Genomic DNA, 20336 nt, shown 5'->3' on the forward strand with positions numbered 1-20336 from the left:
TTTCTTTCACTTCTTAGCACTTAAAATATTTACATTTTCCTAGGGATAGTGTACTATTTAAAGGTATGCATAAATAAAGTTTGATGTATAAAATTAAATGTTATTCGGAGGGAAACAAATGTCTGCGAAATGGGAAAAAAAAGGCACTAATGATGGTGTATTAACTTTTTCAATCGAACAAGCAGTAATCGAAAAAGGATTAACGCAAGCGTTCAATAAAGTGAAAAAAAACTTAAACGTACCTGGTTTTCGTAAAGGAAAAGTATCACGTACTGTTTTTAATCGTATGTATGGAGAAGAAGCGTTATACGAAGATGCGTTAAACGCTGTTTTACCAGAAGCATATGAAGCGGCTGTATTAGAAGCAGGAATTGAACCAGTAGCACAACCAAAAATTGATGTTGAAAGCATGAATAAAGGGGAAGACTGGGTTATCACTGCTGAAGTAACTGTAAAACCTGAAGTAAAATTAGGCGAATACAAAAACTTAACAGTGTCTAAACAAGACCGTGAAGTAACAGATGAAGACGTGGAAGCACGTTTGAAACGCGAACAAGAATCTCAAGCTGAATTAGTAATCAAAGAAGATGCCGCTGCTGAAAATGGCGACACTGTAGTTATCGACTTTGAAGGCTTCTTAGGCGACGAAGCATTTGAAGGCGGCAAAGGCGAAAATTACTCATTAGAATTAGGTTCTAATTCATTTATTCCAGGCTTTGAAGACCAATTAGTTGGCAAAAAAGCTGGCGAAGAAGTAGAAGTAAATGTTACTTTCCCTGAAGATTATCAAGCAGAAGATTTAGCTGGTAAAGAAGCAGTCTTCAAAGTAACTGTTCATGAAGTAAAAGCAAAAGAATTACCAGAATTGGATGATGAATTTGCAAAAGACGTTGACGATTCAGTAGAATCATTAGACGAATTAAAAGAAAAATTCCGTAAAGAATTGACAGAAGCAAAAGAAGCAGCAGCTGAAGAAGCAAAAGACGAAGAAGCAATTCGTTTAGCTGTTGAAAATGCTGAAATCGTTGAATTACCACACGTAATGGTTCACGACGAAGTTCACCGTTCAATGGATGAATTCTTAAACAACATGCAACGCCAAGGAATTTCTCCTGAAATGTACTACCAATTAACTGGTTCTACAGAAGAAGATTTACACAAACAATTTGAAGGCGAAGCAGAAACACGCACAAAAACAAACTTAGTGATTGAAGCAGTTGCCAAAGCTGAAAACATCGAAGTAACACAAGAAGACATCGATGCTGAAGTGAAAGATTTAGCAGAACAATACAACATGCCTGAAGCGCAAGTACGTAAAGTATTAAACAACGACATGTTAGAACACGATATTCGTATGAAACGTGCTGTTGAAACAATTACTGAAACAGCTGTTGAAAAATAAACATTTTTAATAAGCTCTTCATTCGATAGAGTTTTCTAAAACTGTAGATGGAAGGTGTCTTTCATCTACAGTTTTTTTCATATAAAATAACTTTTGAAAGGGTGTGTCAAAATGGATAAAAATTATTCGAAAATTAAATATGGATTAGTGGTGTTTGGCATCTTATGCTTGACGTACAATCTCTGGGAATTTTTTACGGCCAAGTATTCAACAAAACAAGGTGTGACGTTTGTTATCGAATGTTTACTTGGAATTGGGCTGATCTTTTTACCGGATCTTGTCAATAAATTTTTAAAAATTATTATGCCACCGACCATCGTTTATTTTTACTGGTTTTTCTTATTTATTTCAGTATTCCTAGGAACCTCGTTGCATATGATTTCAATCATTTCGTTCTGGGATAAAATTTTACACTTTGTTAGTCCGATGCTGTTAACTGCTGTTGGTTATGGTATTGCTGGTTTCCTATTGAAGAAAACGAAGTACGCCGATGTTTCCCCGTGGTTATTTTTATTATTTGGGTTTGCATTTGCAGGGCTTTGTGGCGTTTTCTGGGAATTCTGGGAATTTATCTGCGATTCACTAGGGAACATGAATTTACAACGCTATAATATGTCCAACGGCCAACCGTTTATTGGGCGTGCTGCTTTAATGGATACGATGGGGGATTTATTTACCAATACCCTTGGGGCCTTTGTGATGGGCGTGTATACGTATATCAGAAGCAAAGGAAATCCTGAGTATTTAGAAAATTATGCGATAAAGAGAAAATAATAAAAAAGCGATTCAACCATGGTTGAATCGCTTTTTTGCTGTTTTTTTTAAGCAGGTATTTCGACAGGTTTTTTCAAAAGTCCGTAGACAATTCCTGAAATAATCGCCCCAATTAAGATGAACAATAGATATAGTAATGGATTACTTAATAGGAATACGACAAAGATTCCTCCATGTGGTGCCAATAATTTGATACCAAACGCACCAACCAACGCACCAGTAAAGGCAGAACCTACCACGAAACTTGGAATCACACGTAATGGGTCAGCTGCTGCAAAAGGAATTGCCCCTTCAGTGACAAAAGAAAGGCCCATTACAATATTGGTTAAGCCGGCATCTTGTTGATCTTTTGTAAATTTATTTTTAAATAAACGAGTTGCTACGAAAATTGCTAATGGAGGAACCATTCCGCCAGCCATTACAGAAGCCATGACCACGCTGCCACCTTCTGCAACAGTACTTGCTAGCGTAGCTGTACCGAAAACATAAGCAGCTTTGTTAACTGGTCCACCTAAGTCGATGGCCATCATACCAGCTAATAAAGCACCAAGTAAAGCTGCATTTGTGCCATCTAAGCCAAGTAGGAAATGATTTAACGCATCATTAATTGCTTTCATTGGGATGTTAATGACTAACATTAATAAGCCCGTAATAATCAAACCAAAAACTGGATAGAATAAAATGGTTTTAATTCCATCTAATGATTTTGGCAAGCCTTTGAAGACTTTACGTAAAAGAACCACTACATAACCAGCTAAGAAACCACCGATTAGGGCCCCAAGGAACCCAGCGCCTCCAGCGTTTGCTAACGCACCAGCGGCGAAACCAGCAACTAAGCCTGGACGATCCCCAATACTAGAAGCAATAAAACCAGCTAAGACAGGTAACATAAAGCCAAATGCTGCGCCACCAATTTGGTTAAACCAGCTAGCTACGTCATTGTAATTACCTAAGTTGGCTAATTGATCTTGAGGAACTCCGATAAATTGATCAATCATAAAGGAAAGAGCAATGGCAATTCCGCCACCAATAACGAAAGGTAACATATGAGAAACACCATTCATTAAATCTTTATAGATACGAGAACCGATTGAACCTTCCGCTGAATCCTCTTGGTCGCTTGCAGCCGAGTCACTGCCATGGAAAGTAGGAGCTTCACCACTAATGGCTAAGTTAATTAGTTCTTCGGTTTTACGAATTCCATCACTGACGGGACGATTGACTAATTTTTTACCATCAAAACGATTCATTTCTACTTTTTTATCGGCTGCGACAATTACGCCATCAGCACGAGCAATATCTTCAGCAGTCAAACGATTTTTAATTCCTTCTGAACCGTTTGTTTCTACTTTAATGTCTACGCCCATTTCTTTTGCTTTTTTCTTCAGTGCATCTTCAGCCATGTAAGTGTGAGCAATTCCTGTAGGACAAGCAGTCACAGCAATAATATATTTACGATTGCTTTCTGGTGCTGGCGTTGTTTGTTCTTGTTCTGCTTTTTCTTCCGCTTCTTTTTGATCTTCTGCTGCTTGGAAAAGAGCTTGGACTGCTTCTGGAGTTTCCGCTTCTTTCAATTTGCCAACAAAGTCTGGATCGATAAGTAATCGAGAAAGGGCCGCAAGCGCTTGGAGATGTGTATCATTAGCGCCTTCTGGAGCAGCAATCATGAAGAATAGATAAGTAGGTTGTCCATCTAGTGCTTCATAATCAACCCCTTTTTTACTTTTAGCGAAAAGAACTGTCGGTTCTTTTACGGCACTGTTTTTTGCGTGAGGCATAGCGATGCCGTCGCCTAAACCAGTCGATGTTTGTGATTCGCGTTTTAAAATTCCTTCTTTGTAAGTGTCAATGTCAGAGATGCGGCCACCATCGTATAATTTTTGGACCATTTCATCAATCGCGCCTTTTTTATCAGTAGCTTGTAAATCCATAATCATGACATCTTTTATTAATAAATCATTAATGTTCACTCTATTTTCCTCCCTTAGTGGATTTATTCTGAAATTTTTTCAATTGTTACTTCGTGAATAAGTTCTTGGATAAAATCTTCTGAGGCTAAATCATCAGAAAATGCGGTCGCGCTACCGCAAGCGACACCCCATTTGAAAGCCTCTAAAGGATCTTGTGTTTTTGAAAAGTTGCCAATAAAACCAGCAATCATTGAGTCGCCAGCGCCGACAGAATTTTTCAGTGGACGTTCTAAAACGTTGGAACGATAAACACCTTCTGTTGTGAAAAGTAATGCACCATCACCAGCCATTGAGATAATTACGTGTTGCGCTCCTTCTTCTAGTAACCGATGTCCATAAGGTAAAATATCTTCAACACTTGTAAAGGTTGTATGATATAATTCTGCCAACTCATGATTATTTGGCTTGACCAATAAAGGCTTTTGTGACAAAGCGTTCATTAAATCTTCACCTGTCGTATCAATAACAAATTCTGCGCCTTTTTCCTTCACAATTTGGATTAATTCTTCGTAAAATCCTTTGCGTAGAGAAGCAGGTGTACTTCCTGAAAGAACAACAATATCACCAGCCTGAACACGACTAACTGCTTGTTTTAGTTCTTGAATTTCTTCGTTTGTTAGGGCAGGTCCTAAGCCGTTAATTTCTGTTTCAGTATCTGATTTCAATTTAATGTTGATTCGTGTATCAGCAGACACGGGAGTGAAATTCGTTTGGATTTCTTCTTTTTTCAACCAATCGGCAATGAATGAGCCTGTAAAACCACCTAAAAAACCTAAGGCAGTGGATTCTGTCTCCATACGTTTTAAAATACGTGAAACGTTGATTCCTTTGCCGCCAGGTAATTTAAAATCATTCGTCATCCGATTCAAATCACCAATTTGTAGATGATCGACATGAACGATAAAGTCGATAGAAGGGTTTAAAGTCACTGTGTAAATCATTTGTTTGCCTCCATTAAAATAGTTTTTTGCTGGAATCCTTGAAGCGATTCAGCAGGGCAGTAGTCAGTTAGTAAAGTAACTGACTCTAATTCTTCCACTTTGGTAAACGTTACTTCATTAAATTTTGTATGATCCAGTAAAACATAGGCTGTTTCTGCTTGATGAATAGCCAAGGCTTTTAGCGCTGCTTCTTCGGGATCAGGCGTTGTTAAACCAAACTCTAAATGTGCGCCGTTAGTTCCTAAAAAAGCTTTGTTAAAACGAAAATGTTGTAGCTGTTCCATACTAGTGGCACCAATGATTGCTTTAGTGGAGAGCTTCAAAGTACCACCAAGCATAATAGTGGGAATTTCCATGTCGCTAAGTTTTGCAGCATGATGTACGGAATTCGTCACTACATGGATTTGTTTCCCAACTAAAAAAGGGATCATTTCTAACGTGGTTGAACCAGCATCTAAATAGATCATATCGCCATCTTGTACACAACTAGCGGCTAAAGAAGCAATCTTTTGCTTTTCGTGCGTGTTTTTGATTGATTTTTCCGTCATGTTTTGTTCAAAGCCTAAATTAAGAATACGCTTAGCGCCGCCGTGAATGCGTTCTAACAAATTGGCGTCTTCTAATTCTTGTAAATCGCGGCGGATTGTGGATTCTGAAGCATTGAACAAGCTAGCAAGTTCTTGCGATTTGACGACTGATTTTTGATCTAACAATTGTAAAATTTTTTGATGTCGTTCTTCCGTAAGCATTTTCATCCCTCATTTCATGGATATAATAGCACAAATGAAAACGCTAATCAATCTAAAACGGTCAAAAACATTCAAAAAAATTAAAAAACAGTCATAAGAAAAAAAGAAAGCTGCTGAACTCAGGTTCAGCAGCTTTCTTTAATTCACTAAATCATTCGGTAAAGTTTTTTGACAAATCTCTTTTTTGACTTGGTAAGCGAGTTTTTCATCGGTCAAAATAATGAGCACATCGCCAACATGCATAACAGTATCACCATGTGTTAAAATTTCCGATTCGCCACGGCGAATGGAAGTGAGCAACATTTGTTTAGGCCAGACAAAATCACGTACCATCGTATCATCTAAGGAACTTTCTGCAGTGATAGGTAATTCAATAATCGTTTTGTGGCCACGAATATTACTTACTTTAGAAGGAACCAAACGTTCTAATAAGCTTTCATAAATTGGCTTGCCGCCAAGACTATCGATGGTAATATAACTAACTAAAGCGACAACCCCTAAAGACATTAAATGAGAAAAATTGCCGACCATTTCTGTTACTAAAATAATCGCTGTTAACGGTGCTTTACCAATCGCAGTAAAATAACCAGCCATGGCAAAAATTAAAAAGTTTTTCACAAAAATTGGATCCATCCCTACGTATTGGACAAGTAGACTGCCATACAATGTTCCGATAATGGCACCTAAAGTTAGAATAGGCAAGAAAATACCACCAGGGAGATTCGAACCGTAAGAAACCATTGAAAAAACAAAACGTAAAACCAGTAAGCCGACTAAAGCCCAAATCGTGGCCGGTTGATTGCCTAAAGCTAAAACAATTTGATTCCCACCGCCAAGTAAATGTGGAAAGAAATAACCAATCGGTAAAATCAAAATAAAAGGAATAAAACCATAATAATTAGAAGAAAGGCCTTTGATTTTTCCATATACTTTTGGTAAGGACAACAATGTTTTTTGATATATCCAACCTAATAATCCTAGCAAAACGCCCAGCAGGACTAATGTCCAATAGTACTCTAAAGGCAAAGATTTAACCGGACCAATATAAAGAACTGGCTGCAATCCGAAGAAATGCAAAGAAACAAAGTTAGCGGAAATGGCCGCAGAAAAAGAGGTTAACCAAACTAAAGGTGAAAAGGAATGGTGAACCTCTTCTAGAACAAATAAAAGTCCTGCGATTGGTGCGTTAAAAGCGGCGGCTAAACCAGCACTGGCACCACTACTGATTAAAATTTTTTCTTCAGACTTGGTGCTTTGCCGCCATTGACTATAGCCTTGTCCAACCACTGCACCTAGTTGAATTGAAGGACCTTCACGTCCCAAAAATAGCCCAGGACTAATCGCTAAGATCCCACCGGTAAATTTTTTCCAAAGCACTGGAAACCAGTGAATTTCTAATTGACCTTGAAGTTGTCCTTCCACTTGGGGGATGCCACTGCCTTTAATTGCTGGTTCGCTCTTAATCAGTCGTCCTAATAAATAAGCAAGTACGAGAGAAAATAAGAACCAAGGAATCATCCAAAAGGGTTTTTCGTGAAACGTTTGATACAGATGAACGACTTGTTCGCCAATTTTTTCAATGCCTAAGCGAAATAAGCTGACAACAAAGCCGACCAGGATTCCGACGACGATGCCTTTAAGGATAAAGCCGATTCGGGTACCATCTAATTGTTTAATTTCATGTACATCATTATTCATTTCATTTTTAGCCTCCATCACTACTTACTAATGTACTGCGGTTTGACTTGATTTACAAGAAAATTTCATATAAAAAGAAAAAGATTTTTTGTTCTTTTCTAAAGAACTTCAAAGGGATTTTTGGTATACTGTATAAGATTGAAAAAAGAGAGAGGACGTTTAATATGACACAAAAACATGCCTTGGTTCAGGGAATGAATCCTCGACAAGAAGAAGCCGTTTTGCATACAGAAGGACCACTGTTAGTCATGGCTGGTGCTGGTAGTGGAAAAACGCGGGTTTTAACACACCGAATTGCCTATCTAATTGAGGAAAAAGAAGTAAATCCATGGAATATTTTGGCGATTACGTTTACCAATAAAGCTGCTAAAGAAATGAAAGAGCGTGTAAATAAATTACTGGAAACGGGTGGCGAAGATGTATGGGTCTCCACTTTTCACTCCATGTGTGTAAGAATTTTACGTCGTGATGTGGATCAGATTGGTTACAACCGTAATTTTACAATTATTGACCCATCGGAACAAAAAACATTAATGAAACGCATCTTAAACGACTTAAATATTGATTCAAAAAAATATGATCCTCGCTCAATTTTAGGTACGATTAGCAATGCCAAAAATGAATTACAAACGCCTGAAAAAGTTGCTGAAATGCAAGGTTCCTTATATGAAGAAATTGTCGCAAAATGCTATGAAGCCTATCAAAAAGAATTACGCAAAAACCAATGTATGGATTTTGATGATTTGATTATGAATACGATTCGTTTATTCAATGAACAACCAGATACGTTAGCTTTCTACCAAAATAAATTTCACTATATTCATGTGGATGAATACCAAGATACCAATCATGCACAATATACCTTAGTCAATTTATTGGCTGCACGTTTCAAAAATCTGTGTGTCGTAGGTGATGCCGACCAAAGTATCTATGGTTGGCGCGGGGCGGATATGCAAAATATCTTGGATTTTGAAAAAGATTATCCAGATGCCAGTGTAATTTTGCTAGAACAAAATTATCGGTCCACCAAAAACATTTTGGCGGCTGCGAATGATGTCATCAAAAATAACCGTAACCGCCGCGAGAAAGAACTGTGGACAGAAAATATAGACGGTGAAAAGATTGTCTATTATCGTGGAGACACAGAACGGGATGAAACACAATTTATTGTGAGCCAAATCCAAAAAGAAATGCGGGAAAATGACCGAATTTATGGTGATTTTGCGGTATTATATCGGACCAATGCTCAATCCCGTGTAGTGGAAGAAATGCTCTTGAAATCTAATATTCCGTATACCATGGTGGGCGGACATAAATTCTACGACCGTAAAGAAATTAAAGATATTTTGGCTTATTTAAGTTTGATTGCCAATCCAGATGATTCGATTAGTTTTGAACGAATTGTCAATGAACCAAAACGAGGAATCGGTAAAAGTTCAATTGAAAAATTACGGCTATTTGCGGATACGCATGGTTGGGCTTTGCTGGAAGCTGCCCAAAATGTTGATTTGGCAAATATTTCAGGAAAAGCGGGTAAAGAGCTTGGTAATTTTGGCATGATGATTCAAGACTTAACGAAAACAGTGCCCTATTTAACGATTACAGAATTGGTGAAAGAAACTTTACAACGTAGTGGTTATCGAGAAGCTTTGATGGCGCAAAATAATTTAGAGTCTCAAGCTCGCTTAGAAAACTTGGGCGAATTTTTATCTGTGACACAAGAATTTGATAAACGTTTTGAAGCGCAAAATAACGACGATCCAAATGGCGAAGAAACAAAATTGGCAGATTTCTTAACAGATTTAGCCTTGGTTTCTGATTTAGATAATTTAGAGGAGAGCTCTTCACAAGTAACCTTAATGACGTTGCATGCGGCCAAAGGGCTGGAATTTCCAGTGGTCTTTTTAATGGGCTTAGAAGAAGGGGTTTTCCCATTATCACGTGCCATGCTAGAAGAAAGTGAACTGGAAGAAGAACGGCGCTTGGCTTATGTTGGTATCACACGAGCGGAAGAAGCCCTGTTCTTAACGAATGCTTATTCGAGAACATTATATGGTCGCACGCAATATAATCGACCAAGTCGCTTTTTAGAAGAAATTGAGGCGGAGCGTTTAATGAAACAAGGGGCGGTGGCCAATTTACAGAAAGCTCCAGCGCGCACCTTTGATCCTAAAGTATTTAAGCCCAGCGCAAGTAAACCAGCTTATACACAGCCAGCTACAAAATCAGTTAGCAACAAAGTGGCAAGTGGTGGCGAAAAAGTTTCTTGGCAAGCAGGTGATAAGGTCCAACATAAAGCATGGGGCGTTGGTACAGTCGTTCGTGTAGGCGGTTCGGCCAAAGACTTAGAGTTGGACATTGCTTTCCCAGAAAAAGGCATAAAACGGTTGTTAGCGGCATTTGCACCAATTGAAAAAATTTAACATGCAAAATAGGTCAGCGATTTAATGAGAAATCATCATTAGATAAATTCTTTTTATTTTCTATCTTAGTGTAAATGTGTTAAAAAGACGATAGGAGCATTACACTTATGAGGAGGAGTTCTACGATGGAACAACAACCATTAACATTAACGGCGGCGACAACTCGTGCGCAAGAATTAAGAAAACAACTCAATCAATATTCCCATGAATATTATGTCAAAGATCAACCATCCGTAGAAGATTATGTTTACGATCGTTTGTATAAAGAGTTAGTCGATATTGAAACGGAGTTTCCTGATTTAATCACGCCAGATTCGCCGACACAACGTGTAGGTGGCAAAGTTTTATCTGGTTTTGAAAAAGCTCCGCATGACATTCCAATGTATAGTTTAAATGATGGGTTTAGCAAGGAAGACATTTTTGCTTTTGATGAACGTGTACGTAAGGCGATTGGTAAACCTGTTGCTTACTGTTGCGAGTTAAAAATTGATGGGTTAGCAATTTCATTACGTTATGAAAACGGGGTGTTTGTACGCGGAGCAACACGAGGCGATGGAACGGTTGGTGAAAACATTACAGAGAACTTACGAACGGTTCGCTCTGTACCAATGCGCTTAACGGAGCCCATTTCAGTGGAAGTTCGTGGCGAGTGCTACATGCCTAAACAATCCTTTGTCGCATTGAATGAAGAACGTGAAGAAAATGGCCAAGATATTTTTGCCAATCCTCGGAATGCAGCGGCGGGCAGCTTGCGCCAATTAGATACAAAAATTGTGGCGAAACGGAACTTAAATACGTTTTTATACACAGTTGCTGACTTTGGACCAATGAAAGCGAAGACGCAGTTTGAGGCATTAGAAGAGCTTTCTGCAATTGGTTTTAGAACCAATCCCGAACGGCAATTATGTCAGTCAATCGATGAAGTTTGGGCCTACATTGAAGAATACCATGAAAAGCGGAGCACTTTGCCATACGAAATTGATGGAATTGTGATTAAAGTGAACGAATTTGCGTTACAAGATGAATTAGGTTTCACTGTCAAAGCACCTCGCTGGGCGATTGCCTACAAATTTCCACCAGAAGAAGCAGAAACAGTAGTGGAAGATATTGAATGGACAATTGGGCGCACGGGGGTGGTCACTCCTACTGCGGTCATGGCTCCTGTACGAGTCGCGGGAACCACGGTTAGTCGGGCAAGTTTGCATAATGCAGATTTTATTCAAATGAAAGATATCCGTTTAAATGATCATGTTATTATTTACAAAGCCGGCGATATTATCCCAGAAGTAGCGCAAGTCCTAGTTGAAAAACGTGCAGCCGATAGTCAGCCTTATGAAATGCCGACACATTGTCCAATTTGTCATAGTGAGTTGGTGCATTTAGATGAGGAAGTGGCGTTACGTTGTATTAATCCAAAATGCCCTGCGCAAATTAAAGAAGGGCTGAATCACTTTGTCTCACGAAACGCAATGAACATTGATGGCTTGGGGCCAAGAGTGTTAGCACAAATGTATGACAAAGGATTAGTGAAAGACGTAGCGGATCTGTATTTCTTAACAGAAGAACAGTTAATGACTTTGGATAAAATCAAAGAAAAATCAGCAAACAACATTTATACTGCCATTCAAGGGAGTAAAGAAAACTCTGTCGAACGTTTGATTTTTGGCTTAGGGATTCGCCATGTGGGTGCGAAAGCGGCGAAAATTTTAGCGGAGCATTTTGGTGATTTATCAACCTTAAGTCGAGCAACTGCGGAAGAAATTGTGGCTTTGGATTCAATTGGTGAAACAATCGCCGACAGCGTTGTGACGTATTTTGAAAATGAGGAAGTTCATGAATTAATGGCTGAACTGGAAAAAGCCCAAGTGAACTTGACATATAAAGGTCTCCGGACAGAACAATTAGCAGAAGTGGAGTCACCTTTCAAAGACAAAACAGTTGTTTTAACAGGGAAATTAACGCAGTACACTCGCGAAGAAGCTAAAGAAAAAATTGAAAATCTTGGTGGAAAAGTTACAGGGAGCGTTTCGAAAAAAACTGACATTGTGGTTGCTGGCGAAGATGCTGGCAGTAAATTAACCAAAGCTGAAAGCTTAGGCGTGACCGTTTGGAATGAACAAGAAATGGTCGATGCGTTAGATGCAAGTCATTTTTAAGAAGAAAAATTAACGTTGTCAGATTTTATGTAGTAATTTGATGGTATACTTATTTTAGTCATAAAAGTTATATGAACGAGGACTTTCTGAGTTGAGAAAGGAGGTTGATGCTTATGCGCAATTCTTCTTACTTTAACGAAAGGAGCAATGTTTTTGTCCGTTGAAGCAGCGCTAGGACTGATGATTGGTTTTGCAACGCTTGTTGTGACCATTATCTTCGGTATCTTAGCGCTTGTCTTAGACAACAAAAATAACCGTTCATAAGCTTTGAGGAGCTGAACGGTTAAGCGTTTGAAATAAAACCAATAACTCAGTAAGCCACCAGTTCTTATAACTGGTAGTGGCTATTAGAGAGGTATGTTCCTGCATATCTCTCTTTTCATTTTCATAATAACATATTTCCGTCATTTTTGCGAGCGACAAATTATCAATGAAATTCAAGGTTTCATCTAAAATATCCGACCATTTTATGGTAGAATGGGAACAGAGTGAACAGCTGTGCTAAGCTGTTTAAAGAAATACAATCCAATTGATTAATCTGAAAATGAAAATTTCAGTAAATGATAGAAAGAAGGGTATCTATGGCAATTACAGAAGAACAAGTCAAACATGTCGCTAAATTATCAAAATTATCTTTCTCCGAAGAAGAATTAGCGGACTTTACCAATCAACTAGATAAAATTATTGATATGGTGGAATTACTAGAAGAAGTAGATACAACAGGGGTTCCTTTTACTTCAAATGTGAATGAATCAATCAATGTCATGCGTGAAGACGTAGCGACACCAGGAATGGACCGTAAAGAATTAATGCGGAATGTTCCGGAATCAGAGAATGGTTACATTAAAGTGCCTGCAATTATGGATAACGGGGAGGCAGGAGCCTAATGGAAAAATTATACGACAAATCGTTAACAGAGTTACATGATTTATTGGTCTCAAAAGAAATCACTGCAGTTGATTTAACCGAAGAAACATTAAATCGTATTCAAGATACAGAAGAACAACTAGGTTCTTTTATCACAGTTAGTGAAGAAAAAGCAATGGCATTAGCCAAAGCGATTGACTTAAAAGGCATCACTGAAAGTAATCCTTTAGCAGGAATTCCAATTGGGATTAAAGATAATATTGTCACAAAAGACATTTTGACAACAGCTGGATCAAAAATGTTACACAATTTTGACCCAATTTATGATGCGACCGTGATGGATAAAGTCTATCAAGCAGATATGATTCCAGTCGGAAAATTGAACATGGATGAATTTGCCATGGGCGGAAGTACGGAAACGTCTTACTTCAAGAAAACAAAAAATGCTTGGGATCAAACCAAAGTTCCTGGCGGTTCTTCTGGTGGTTCAGCTTCTGCTGTCGCAGCCGGACAAGTCCCAGTTTCTTTAGGGAGCGATACAGGTGGTAGTATCCGCCAACCAGCCGCATTCAACGGTATTGTGGGCCTAAAACCAACTTATGGACGTGTGTCTCGTTTTGGTTTGATTGCTTTTGCTTCAAGTTTAGACCAAATTGGTCCATTGACACGAAATGTTAAAGACAATGCCTTAGCTTTAAATGCAATTAGTGGTTATGACGAAAAAGACGGCACTTCTGCAGGTGTTTCTGTTCCTGATTTTACGGCAGATTTAACTGGCGACATCAAAGGCATGAAAATTGCTTTACCAAAAGAATACTTAGGTGAAGGGGTACAATCGGATGTTCGTGAAGCGGTATTAAAAGCAGCAGAAACATTTAAATCTTTAGGAGCAACGGTGGAAGAAGTTAGTTTGCCACATTCTAAATACGGCGTAGCGGTCTATTATATTATTGCCTCTTCAGAAGCAAGTTCAAACTTACAACGCTTTGATGGCATTCGTTACGGGTACCGTTCCGAAAATGTCCAAAATCTAGAAGATGTCTATGTTAATTCACGCTCTGAAGGTTTCGGAACAGAAGTTAAACGTCGGATTATGTTAGGAACCTTCTCTTTAAGTGCTGGTTATTATGATGCGCACTTTAAAAAGGCTGGTCAAGTCCGTACACTAATCAAACAAGATTTTGAGAATGTCTTTGCGGATTATGACTTAATCATTGGCCCATCCACACCAACAGTTGCCTTTGGTCTAGGGGAAAACATCAATGATCCAATCACAATGTATATGAATGATATTTTAACCATTCCTGTCAACTTAGCAGGACTACCAGGCATGTCCATTCCAGCAGGCTTCTCAGAAGGCTTGCCAGTTGGTTTACAAATTATTGGAAAACATTTTGACGAACATACAATGTACAAAGCAGCGTACGCCTTTGAACAAGCGACAGATTTCCATACGAAAAAACCAGTCATTTTAGGGGGGAACGATTAATGAACTTTGAAACTGTCATTGGATTAGAAGTCCACGTAGAATTGAAAACCAACTCTAAAATTTTCTCCTCTGCGCCAGCGCATTTCGGAGCAGAACCAAACAGCAACACAAATGCGGTTGACTGGAGTTACCCAGGTGTTTTACCTGTCATGAATAAAGGTGCCTTAGAATTTGGCATGAAAGCAGCACTTGCCTTGAACTGTGAAATTTCAAAAGAAACACATTTTGATCGTAAAAACTATTTCTACCCAGATAATCCTAAAGCGTATCAAATTTCTCAATTTGATCAACCAATCGGACATGATGGTTGGATTGAAATTGAAGTCGAAGGCAAAAAGAAAAAAATTCGCATTGAACGGGTGCATTTAGAAGAAGATGCCGGCAAAAACATTCATGGCACAGATGGGTACTCTTATGTGGACTTGAACCGTCAAGGAACGCCTTTAATTGAGATTGTTTCAGAAGCGGATATGCGTTCACCAGAAGAAGCCTATGCGTATTTAGAAGCATTGCGTTCAATTATCCAATTTACAGAAGTTTCTGATGTGAAAATGGAAGAAGGTTCTATGCGTTGTGATGCCAATATTTCTTTACGTCCGTATGGTCAAGAAGAATTTGGTACTAAAGCGGAATTAAAGAACTTGAACTCTATGAACTTTGTAAAAAAAGGTTTAGCTTATGAAGAAAAACGCCAAGCCAAAGTCCTATTATCTGGTGGCGAAATTCAACAAGAAACACGCCGCTTTGATGAAGCAACTAGTACAACGTTGCTTATGCGTGTTAAAGAAGGCTCAAGTGACTACCGTTACTTCCCAGAGCCAGATGTTCCTCGTTTTTCAATTGATGATGAATGGATTGAAAAAGTTCGCGCTAGTTTGCCAGAAATGCCAGCCTCACGTCGTGCCCGTTATATCAGTGAATTAGGGTTACCTGAATACGACGCAATGGTCTTGACTTTAACGAAAGAAATGTCAGATTTCTTTGAAGCAACTTTAGCAAACGGTGCAGATGCGAAACAAGCATCAAACTGGTTAATGGGCGAAGTTTCTGCTTACTTAAACAGTGAAAAAGTTGAATTAGCCGATACTAAACTAACACCAGAAAATCTAGCGGGTATGATTACTTTGATTAACGATGGCACAATCAGCTCGAAAATTGCGAAGAAAGTGTTCAAAGAGTTAATTGAAAACGGTGGAGACGCTAAAGAAGTTGTCGAAGCAAAAGGCCTTGTTCAATTATCTGATCCAGCGCAATTATTACCAATGATTAACGAAGTTTTAGACAACAACCAACAATCAATTGATGACTTTAAAAACGGCAAAGACCGTGCAGTTGGTTTCCTTGTTGGACAAATTATGAAAGCAACTCGTGGACAAGCAAACCCAGGTGTGGTTAACAAGTTATTGCAAGAAGAGCTTTCAAAACGATAAGAAAGTAGCAGGCAAACCATGAAAAAAGCTAGAGTGATTTATAATCCAACGTCAGGAAAAGAGTTAGTTAAAAAGAACTTAGCCGATATTTTATCTATTTTAGAAGAATGTGGTTATGAAGCCAGTGCATTTGCGACCACACCAGAAGAAAATTCAGCACGCAATGAAGCACATCGTGCTGCGCGTGCAGGATTTGATTTACTAGTAGCAGCAGGTGGAGATGGGACCATTAATGAAGTCGTGAATGGGATTGCTCCGTTGAAGCGGCGCCCTAAAATGGCCATTATTCCTGCTGGAACGACGAATGATTATGCACGAGCCTTGAAGATTCCTCGTGATAATATCGTTAAGGCAGCAGAAGTGATTAAAAAAAATCAAACTGTCAAAATGGATATTGGTCAAGCCGGCAAAAATTACTTTATCAATATTGCGGCGGGTGGTCATTTAACGGAACTGACTTATGAAGTTCCGTCAGAGTTGAAAAGTATTTTTGGCTACTTAGCGTACTTAGCCAAAGGAGCCGAAATGTTGCCGCGAGTGAAGCCGATTAAAATGCGCATGACATATGATGAAGGTGTGTACGAAGGCAACGCATCAATGTTTTTCCTAGGGCTGACTAACTCGGTGGGTGGTTTCGAGCAAATCGTACCAGATGCTAAATTAGATGATGGTAAGTTTTCATTAATCATTGTAAAAACAGCCAATATTTTTGAGATTCTTCATTTAGTTGCGTTAATGTTAAATGGTGGAAAGCATGTTGAAGATCATCGACTAATCTATACAAAGACCAGCTATTTACATGCAGAAACGTTAGAAAAGAACAATAAAATGATGATTAATTTAGATGGTGAATATGGAGGCGATGCTCCAATGACTTTTAAAAATATGCATCAACACATTGAAATTTTTGCAAATGGTGATGCACTGCCGTCCAATGCGATTATGGGTTCTGTCTTAACTGGCAGCGATGAAATTGTCGTAGAATCAGAAGACGAAGAGGAAGAAGCATATAACGAAGCTAGCAAAGAATTTGTCAAAGAAGTTGAACGACTAACAGACGAAGATATTGATGGCGATGGAAAGATTGCCGAAAAAGAAAAGCACTAAGTAGTCCGTGAATAGCTAATGAAAGATTTAGTTGATAAGATCTTTCATTGGCTATTTTTTGACTAAGGGAAAGGGTCTCATTCTTTTATTTACCCAAAAAGCTCAAACGGAATTGCTAAATCGCCATGAAAATTCGTTGTTGCTTTTCTTAGGTATTTTCATTAGAATGAGTGAAGTGTATAAAAAGAAGGAGCGACTTATGAAAAATTATCCAGTAAAGAAAAATGACGTCATTGAAGTAGAAATCGTTGACTTGACGCATGAAGGTTTAGGCGTGGCAAAAGTGGACCATTATCCATTGTTTATTGAAAATGCCTTACCAGGTGAAAAACTTGAAATCAAAGTCTTAAAAACAGGCAAAAGTTTTGGTTATGGGAAAGTATTGACTGTCCTAAAAAGCAGTGAACAGCGGGTGCCCGTGAAAGATGAAAACTTTACAAAAGTCGGGATCAGTCCGTTGCAACATTTAGCGTACGGCGCCCAACTATCATTTAAAACGCAACAAGTCGAAAATGTTATGCAACGTGTCGCTAAATTGCCAGAAGTTCCTGTTTTACCAACAATTGGGATGAACGATCCGTGGCATTACCGGAACAAAGCACAAATTCCCGTGCGTAAAATTGACAACCAACTACAAACAGGTTTTTTCCGGAAAAATAGCCATGATTTAATTCCGATGGAACATTTCTATATTCAAGACCCAGAAATTGATGCAGCAATTGTTAAAATCCGTGACATTATGCGTAAATATAGCGTAAAACCTTATAATGAATCTGATAATACAGGGAACTTACGCCATATTGTCGTTCGTCGTGGCTACCATACTGGGGAGATGATGGTTGTTCTAATTACGAGAACACCGAAATTATTCCCAATTAGTAAAATTGTGCCAGATATTTTGGAAGCTATTCCGGAAGTAGTCAGCATTGTACAAAATGTAAATCCAAAACGAACCAATGTCATTTTTGGCGACGAAACCATCTTATTACATGGGTCTGAAAAAATTACAGATACTATTTTTGATTTGAAATTTGAAATTTCCGCGCGTTCATTTTATCAAGTAAATCCACAACAAACAGAAGTGATGTATCAAAAAGTTAAAGAGTATGCGGCTTTAACAGGCAATGAAATTGTGGTGGATGCCTATTGCGGGATTGGGACGATTGGCTTAACTTTAGCCCAAGATGCAAAGCAAGTTTACGGTATTGAAGTAATTGAAGAAGCGGTCAAAGATGCAGAAAATAATGCTAAATTAAACAACATTGAGAATGCCACTTTCACGGCTGGTTTAGCGGAAGAATTATTGCCAAAATTAGTTGAAAATGGCTTGCAACCAGATGTTGTGGTGGTGGATCCACCACGGAAAGGGTTAGATGGTCAATTAGTAAACACATTAGTTGAAACGCAACCTGAACGAATTGTTTATGTCAGCTGTAATCCAGCCACACTCGCTCGCGACATTGCATTATTAACAGAAGGTGGCTATGAAGCAAAAGAAATTCAACCAGTGGATAATTTCCCACAAACGACCCATATTGAATCTGTCACGTTATTAACAAAGGCGGTGGATTAAATGAATGAAAAAGAAAAAATGTTAGAATTAATTAAAAAGAAACAAGGCGGTGGCCGTTCTAAAAAAATGGAAACTCCCAAAAATGATCGTAAAAACATGCGCAAAGGGCCTAAAATTTTTAATAAATAAGCGGTTATCAGTAAAAAGTATTCCTAGCCAAACAAATAAGTTGTTCTTTTGCTAGTAAATCTGTTATTTTAGACAAAAGACAAGGAGGGCTATTCAGTGGAATATGTAACAACATTAGAAGAATTAGAAGAAAAAATTACAGACAATCGTCTACAAGCCGTCTTTTTGACAGCAAAAAATTGTAGTGTTTGTACAGTTGATAAACCGATTGTCGAAAAAATTTCAACAAAATATGAATTTCCTACATACATTGCAGAAGCTGATAAAAGTCCAGAAATAATTGGACAATTAAATGCTTTTTCTGCACCGACCATTATCTTATACTATGAAGGAAAAGAAATTCATCGCCAAGCTAAAATTATTAACTTTCAAGAAATTGAAAAGAGAGTACGACAAGTACAAGAAAATAGTTAATCAAAAAGGAAGCCACCCACCGATCACGGAGAGGCTTCCTTTTTGATTATCTCGCTAAATGTTCAGTTTGTTGTTGAGAAAAAAGTTGATAACTGACAAAAACTTCTGCTCTTTTGTTTACTTCTAATTTAACGAAAATATTGTGGATATGTGTTTTTACTGTCCCGATTGATAGGAATAGTTCGTTGGCTATATCTTGATTTGTTTTGCACTCTAAAAGTAACGAAAGCACTTCTCTTTCTCGCTGCGTTAATTGATAGGCATCACAAAAAGGCGCCAAAAGTACGGGTTCATCTGATTGATTTTCTTCCAATTTAGCAGCGTCTTTTTCAAGAACCGACAGAGGAAAATCACGATTACAGAAGTAGATAATGGCGATGGAGAGAATGATTGTATAAATATCTTCAGAAACGTTTCGGTTGTTAATTTTAAAGACAATATCAGAATATTGGTCAATGTTAAAAATAACGAAGGTATCTTCCAAAAGAATTGCCACACCGAAACCAATGCTTAGCCAACCAATAAAACGAAGATATTTTTTCGCAAGGGCTGATAAAGGATCTATTCGTAATTGATAGAGCGCATAGAAACCAAGGTAAATTAAAAATAACTGATTGGGTAAATAGTACAACCAAACTTTTAAGGCGGAATTTTGTGAAAATGGAATAGCTAGCATCCATAAACCAATTAAAAATAACCAGACAAATTGATAATTTTTAAAAGGACGCCCACTAATAGTATTGATAATAGCCAGATAGGCAAAATTACAACAAATAAAAATGATGGTCTTTAAAAAAGGTGCGGTCATAAAGGTCTGATTATATTCGGTTGCAAACGAATTAATGAACTCAGTCATATAAACAATCACATTGTCACAAATAAAAATAACCATTAAAAAGAGAAGCAATAAAAAAATCGGTTGTTTATTTTTCAAGTAAAGATTTAAGGTGAAGGTTGAAGTAAACGAATATAAAATAATCAACAAGATGTTATAAATAAAAACAAATGTCACGATTGGAAACCCCTTTCATCTTTTATTTTAAGTGAATGATTTTTCAAAATAATTATACCATTTTCAAATCTATGATTGGTCAGAAATTAGAGAGAAATCCGCCTAAACTTTTATAAACCCCTGGTGTACCAACGGTTTATAACCATAAATAAACTTTTTTTAATGAAAAATCACGCCAAAAAAGAAAGCGTTTTCTAACTTT

18 protein-coding genes are annotated in these 20336 nt (G+C 38.0%); 12 read left to right on the top strand and 6 right to left on the bottom strand.

Annotated features, from left to right (window positions below; all coding sequences use genetic code 11):
* The first annotated feature begins 118 nt into the window (after window positions 1-118).
* Both tig and IGJ63_RS02215 read left to right on the top strand, forming a co-directional pair.
* Window positions 119-1402 (top strand): trigger factor, encoded by a 1284-nt coding sequence (tig, locus tag IGJ63_RS02210; protein WP_002355556.1) that lies wholly within the window; start codon window positions 119-121, stop codon window positions 1400-1402.
* Window positions 1403-1513: 111 nt separating this feature from the next.
* Entirely contained in the window at window positions 1514-2176 is a 663-nt protein-coding gene (locus IGJ63_RS02215) for a hypothetical protein (RefSeq protein WP_002366175.1), read from the top strand.
* 47 nt (window positions 2177-2223) lie between these two features.
* On the opposite strand, the gene IGJ63_RS02220 is transcribed toward IGJ63_RS02215, so the two are convergent.
* The 4 genes from IGJ63_RS02220 to IGJ63_RS02235 all read right to left on the bottom strand — a co-directional run bounded on the left by IGJ63_RS02220 (window position 2224) and on the right by IGJ63_RS02235 (window position 7534).
* The gene (locus IGJ63_RS02220; protein WP_101731840.1) at window positions 2224-4146 is read right to left on the bottom strand and encodes a PTS fructose transporter subunit IIABC; all 1923 of its coding nucleotides are present in this window, start codon (window positions 4144-4146) and stop codon (window positions 2224-2226) included.
* Window positions 4147-4169: 23 nt separating this feature from the next.
* Window positions 4170-5087: a 1-phosphofructokinase gene (gene pfkB / locus IGJ63_RS02225; protein ID WP_002355559.1), complete on the bottom strand. Its 918-nt coding sequence runs from the start codon at window positions 5085-5087 to the stop codon at window positions 4170-4172.
* Complete coding sequence (locus tag IGJ63_RS02230; protein WP_002381250.1) at window positions 5084-5836, bottom strand: DeoR/GlpR family DNA-binding transcription regulator; 753 nt, start codon at window positions 5834-5836, stop codon at window positions 5084-5086. The genes pfkB and IGJ63_RS02230 overlap by 4 nt, the downstream gene beginning before the upstream one ends.
* Before the next feature lie 138 nt (window positions 5837-5974).
* Window positions 5975-7534 carry a ClC family H(+)/Cl(-) exchange transporter gene (locus IGJ63_RS02235; RefSeq protein ID WP_101731842.1) on the bottom strand — a complete coding sequence of 520 codons (1560 nt, stop codon included), beginning with the start codon at window positions 7532-7534 and terminating at the stop codon, window positions 5975-5977.
* A 164-nt stretch (window positions 7535-7698) separates the two neighbouring features.
* On the opposite strand from IGJ63_RS02235, the gene pcrA reads away from it, so the two are divergent.
* A complete protein-coding gene (pcrA, locus tag IGJ63_RS02240) occupies window positions 7699-9957 on the top strand; it encodes a DNA helicase PcrA (protein ID WP_438745876.1) in 2259 nt (752 codons plus the stop codon).
* A 125-nt stretch (window positions 9958-10082) separates the two neighbouring features.
* Window positions 10083-12113, top strand: coding sequence for an NAD-dependent DNA ligase LigA (gene ligA / locus IGJ63_RS02245; protein WP_002375948.1), 2031 nt, complete (start codon window positions 10083-10085; stop codon window positions 12111-12113).
* Here the strand turns inward: ligA and IGJ63_RS02250 are convergent.
* Entirely contained in the window at window positions 12110-12325 is a 216-nt protein-coding gene (locus tag IGJ63_RS02250) for a hypothetical protein (RefSeq protein ID WP_002382998.1), read from the bottom strand. The genes ligA and IGJ63_RS02250 overlap by 4 nt on opposite strands.
* Here IGJ63_RS02250 and IGJ63_RS02255 point away from each other — a divergent pair.
* The 8 genes from IGJ63_RS02255 to IGJ63_RS02290 all read left to right on the top strand — a co-directional run bounded on the left by IGJ63_RS02255 (window position 12291) and on the right by IGJ63_RS02290 (window position 19122).
* The gene (locus IGJ63_RS02255) at window positions 12291-12377 is read left to right on the top strand and encodes a hypothetical protein (protein ID WP_306173767.1); all 87 of its coding nucleotides are present in this window, start codon (window positions 12291-12293) and stop codon (window positions 12375-12377) included. The genes IGJ63_RS02250 and IGJ63_RS02255 overlap by 35 nt on opposite strands.
* Before the next feature lie 317 nt (window positions 12378-12694).
* A complete protein-coding gene (gatC, locus tag IGJ63_RS02260; RefSeq protein ID WP_002355569.1) occupies window positions 12695-13000 on the top strand; it encodes an Asp-tRNA(Asn)/Glu-tRNA(Gln) amidotransferase subunit GatC in 306 nt (101 codons plus the stop codon).
* Window positions 13000-14469 carry an Asp-tRNA(Asn)/Glu-tRNA(Gln) amidotransferase subunit GatA gene (gatA, locus tag IGJ63_RS02265; protein ID WP_002419989.1) on the top strand — a complete coding sequence of 490 codons (1470 nt, stop codon included), beginning with the start codon at window positions 13000-13002 and terminating at the stop codon, window positions 14467-14469. The genes gatC and gatA overlap by 1 nt, the downstream gene beginning before the upstream one ends.
* Window positions 14469-15899, top strand: coding sequence for an Asp-tRNA(Asn)/Glu-tRNA(Gln) amidotransferase subunit GatB (gene gatB, locus IGJ63_RS02270; RefSeq protein ID WP_438745878.1), 1431 nt, complete (start codon window positions 14469-14471; stop codon window positions 15897-15899). The genes gatA and gatB overlap by 1 nt, the downstream gene beginning before the upstream one ends.
* An 18-nt stretch (window positions 15900-15917) precedes the next feature.
* Window positions 15918-17006 carry a diacylglycerol kinase gene (locus IGJ63_RS02275; RefSeq protein WP_002383001.1) on the top strand — a complete coding sequence of 363 codons (1089 nt, stop codon included), beginning with the start codon at window positions 15918-15920 and terminating at the stop codon, window positions 17004-17006.
* A gap of 199 nt (window positions 17007-17205) precedes the next feature.
* The gene (rlmD, locus tag IGJ63_RS02280) at window positions 17206-18579 is read left to right on the top strand and encodes a 23S rRNA (uracil(1939)-C(5))-methyltransferase RlmD (protein ID WP_086281258.1); all 1374 of its coding nucleotides are present in this window, start codon (window positions 17206-17208) and stop codon (window positions 18577-18579) included.
* On the top strand, window positions 18580-18708 hold the full coding sequence (locus IGJ63_RS02285; protein WP_002355577.1) for a hypothetical protein: 129 nt from the start codon (window positions 18580-18582) through the stop codon (window positions 18706-18708). It begins immediately after the preceding gene.
* A gap of 96 nt (window positions 18709-18804) precedes the next feature.
* On the top strand, window positions 18805-19122 hold the full coding sequence (locus IGJ63_RS02290) for a thioredoxin family protein (RefSeq protein ID WP_002383003.1): 318 nt from the start codon (window positions 18805-18807) through the stop codon (window positions 19120-19122).
* Between the two features lie 46 nt (window positions 19123-19168).
* Here the strand turns inward: IGJ63_RS02290 and IGJ63_RS02295 are convergent, their stop codons facing one another.
* On the bottom strand, window positions 19169-20014 hold the full coding sequence (locus IGJ63_RS02295; RefSeq protein WP_002419993.1) for a helix-turn-helix domain-containing protein: 846 nt from the start codon (window positions 20012-20014) through the stop codon (window positions 19169-19171).
* Window positions 20015-20336: the final 322 nt, after the last annotated feature.

Source organism: Enterococcus sp. DIV1375a, from assembly GCF_051712205.1.
Classification (GTDB): Bacteria; Bacillota; Bacilli; order Lactobacillales; family Enterococcaceae; genus Enterococcus; species Enterococcus faecalis.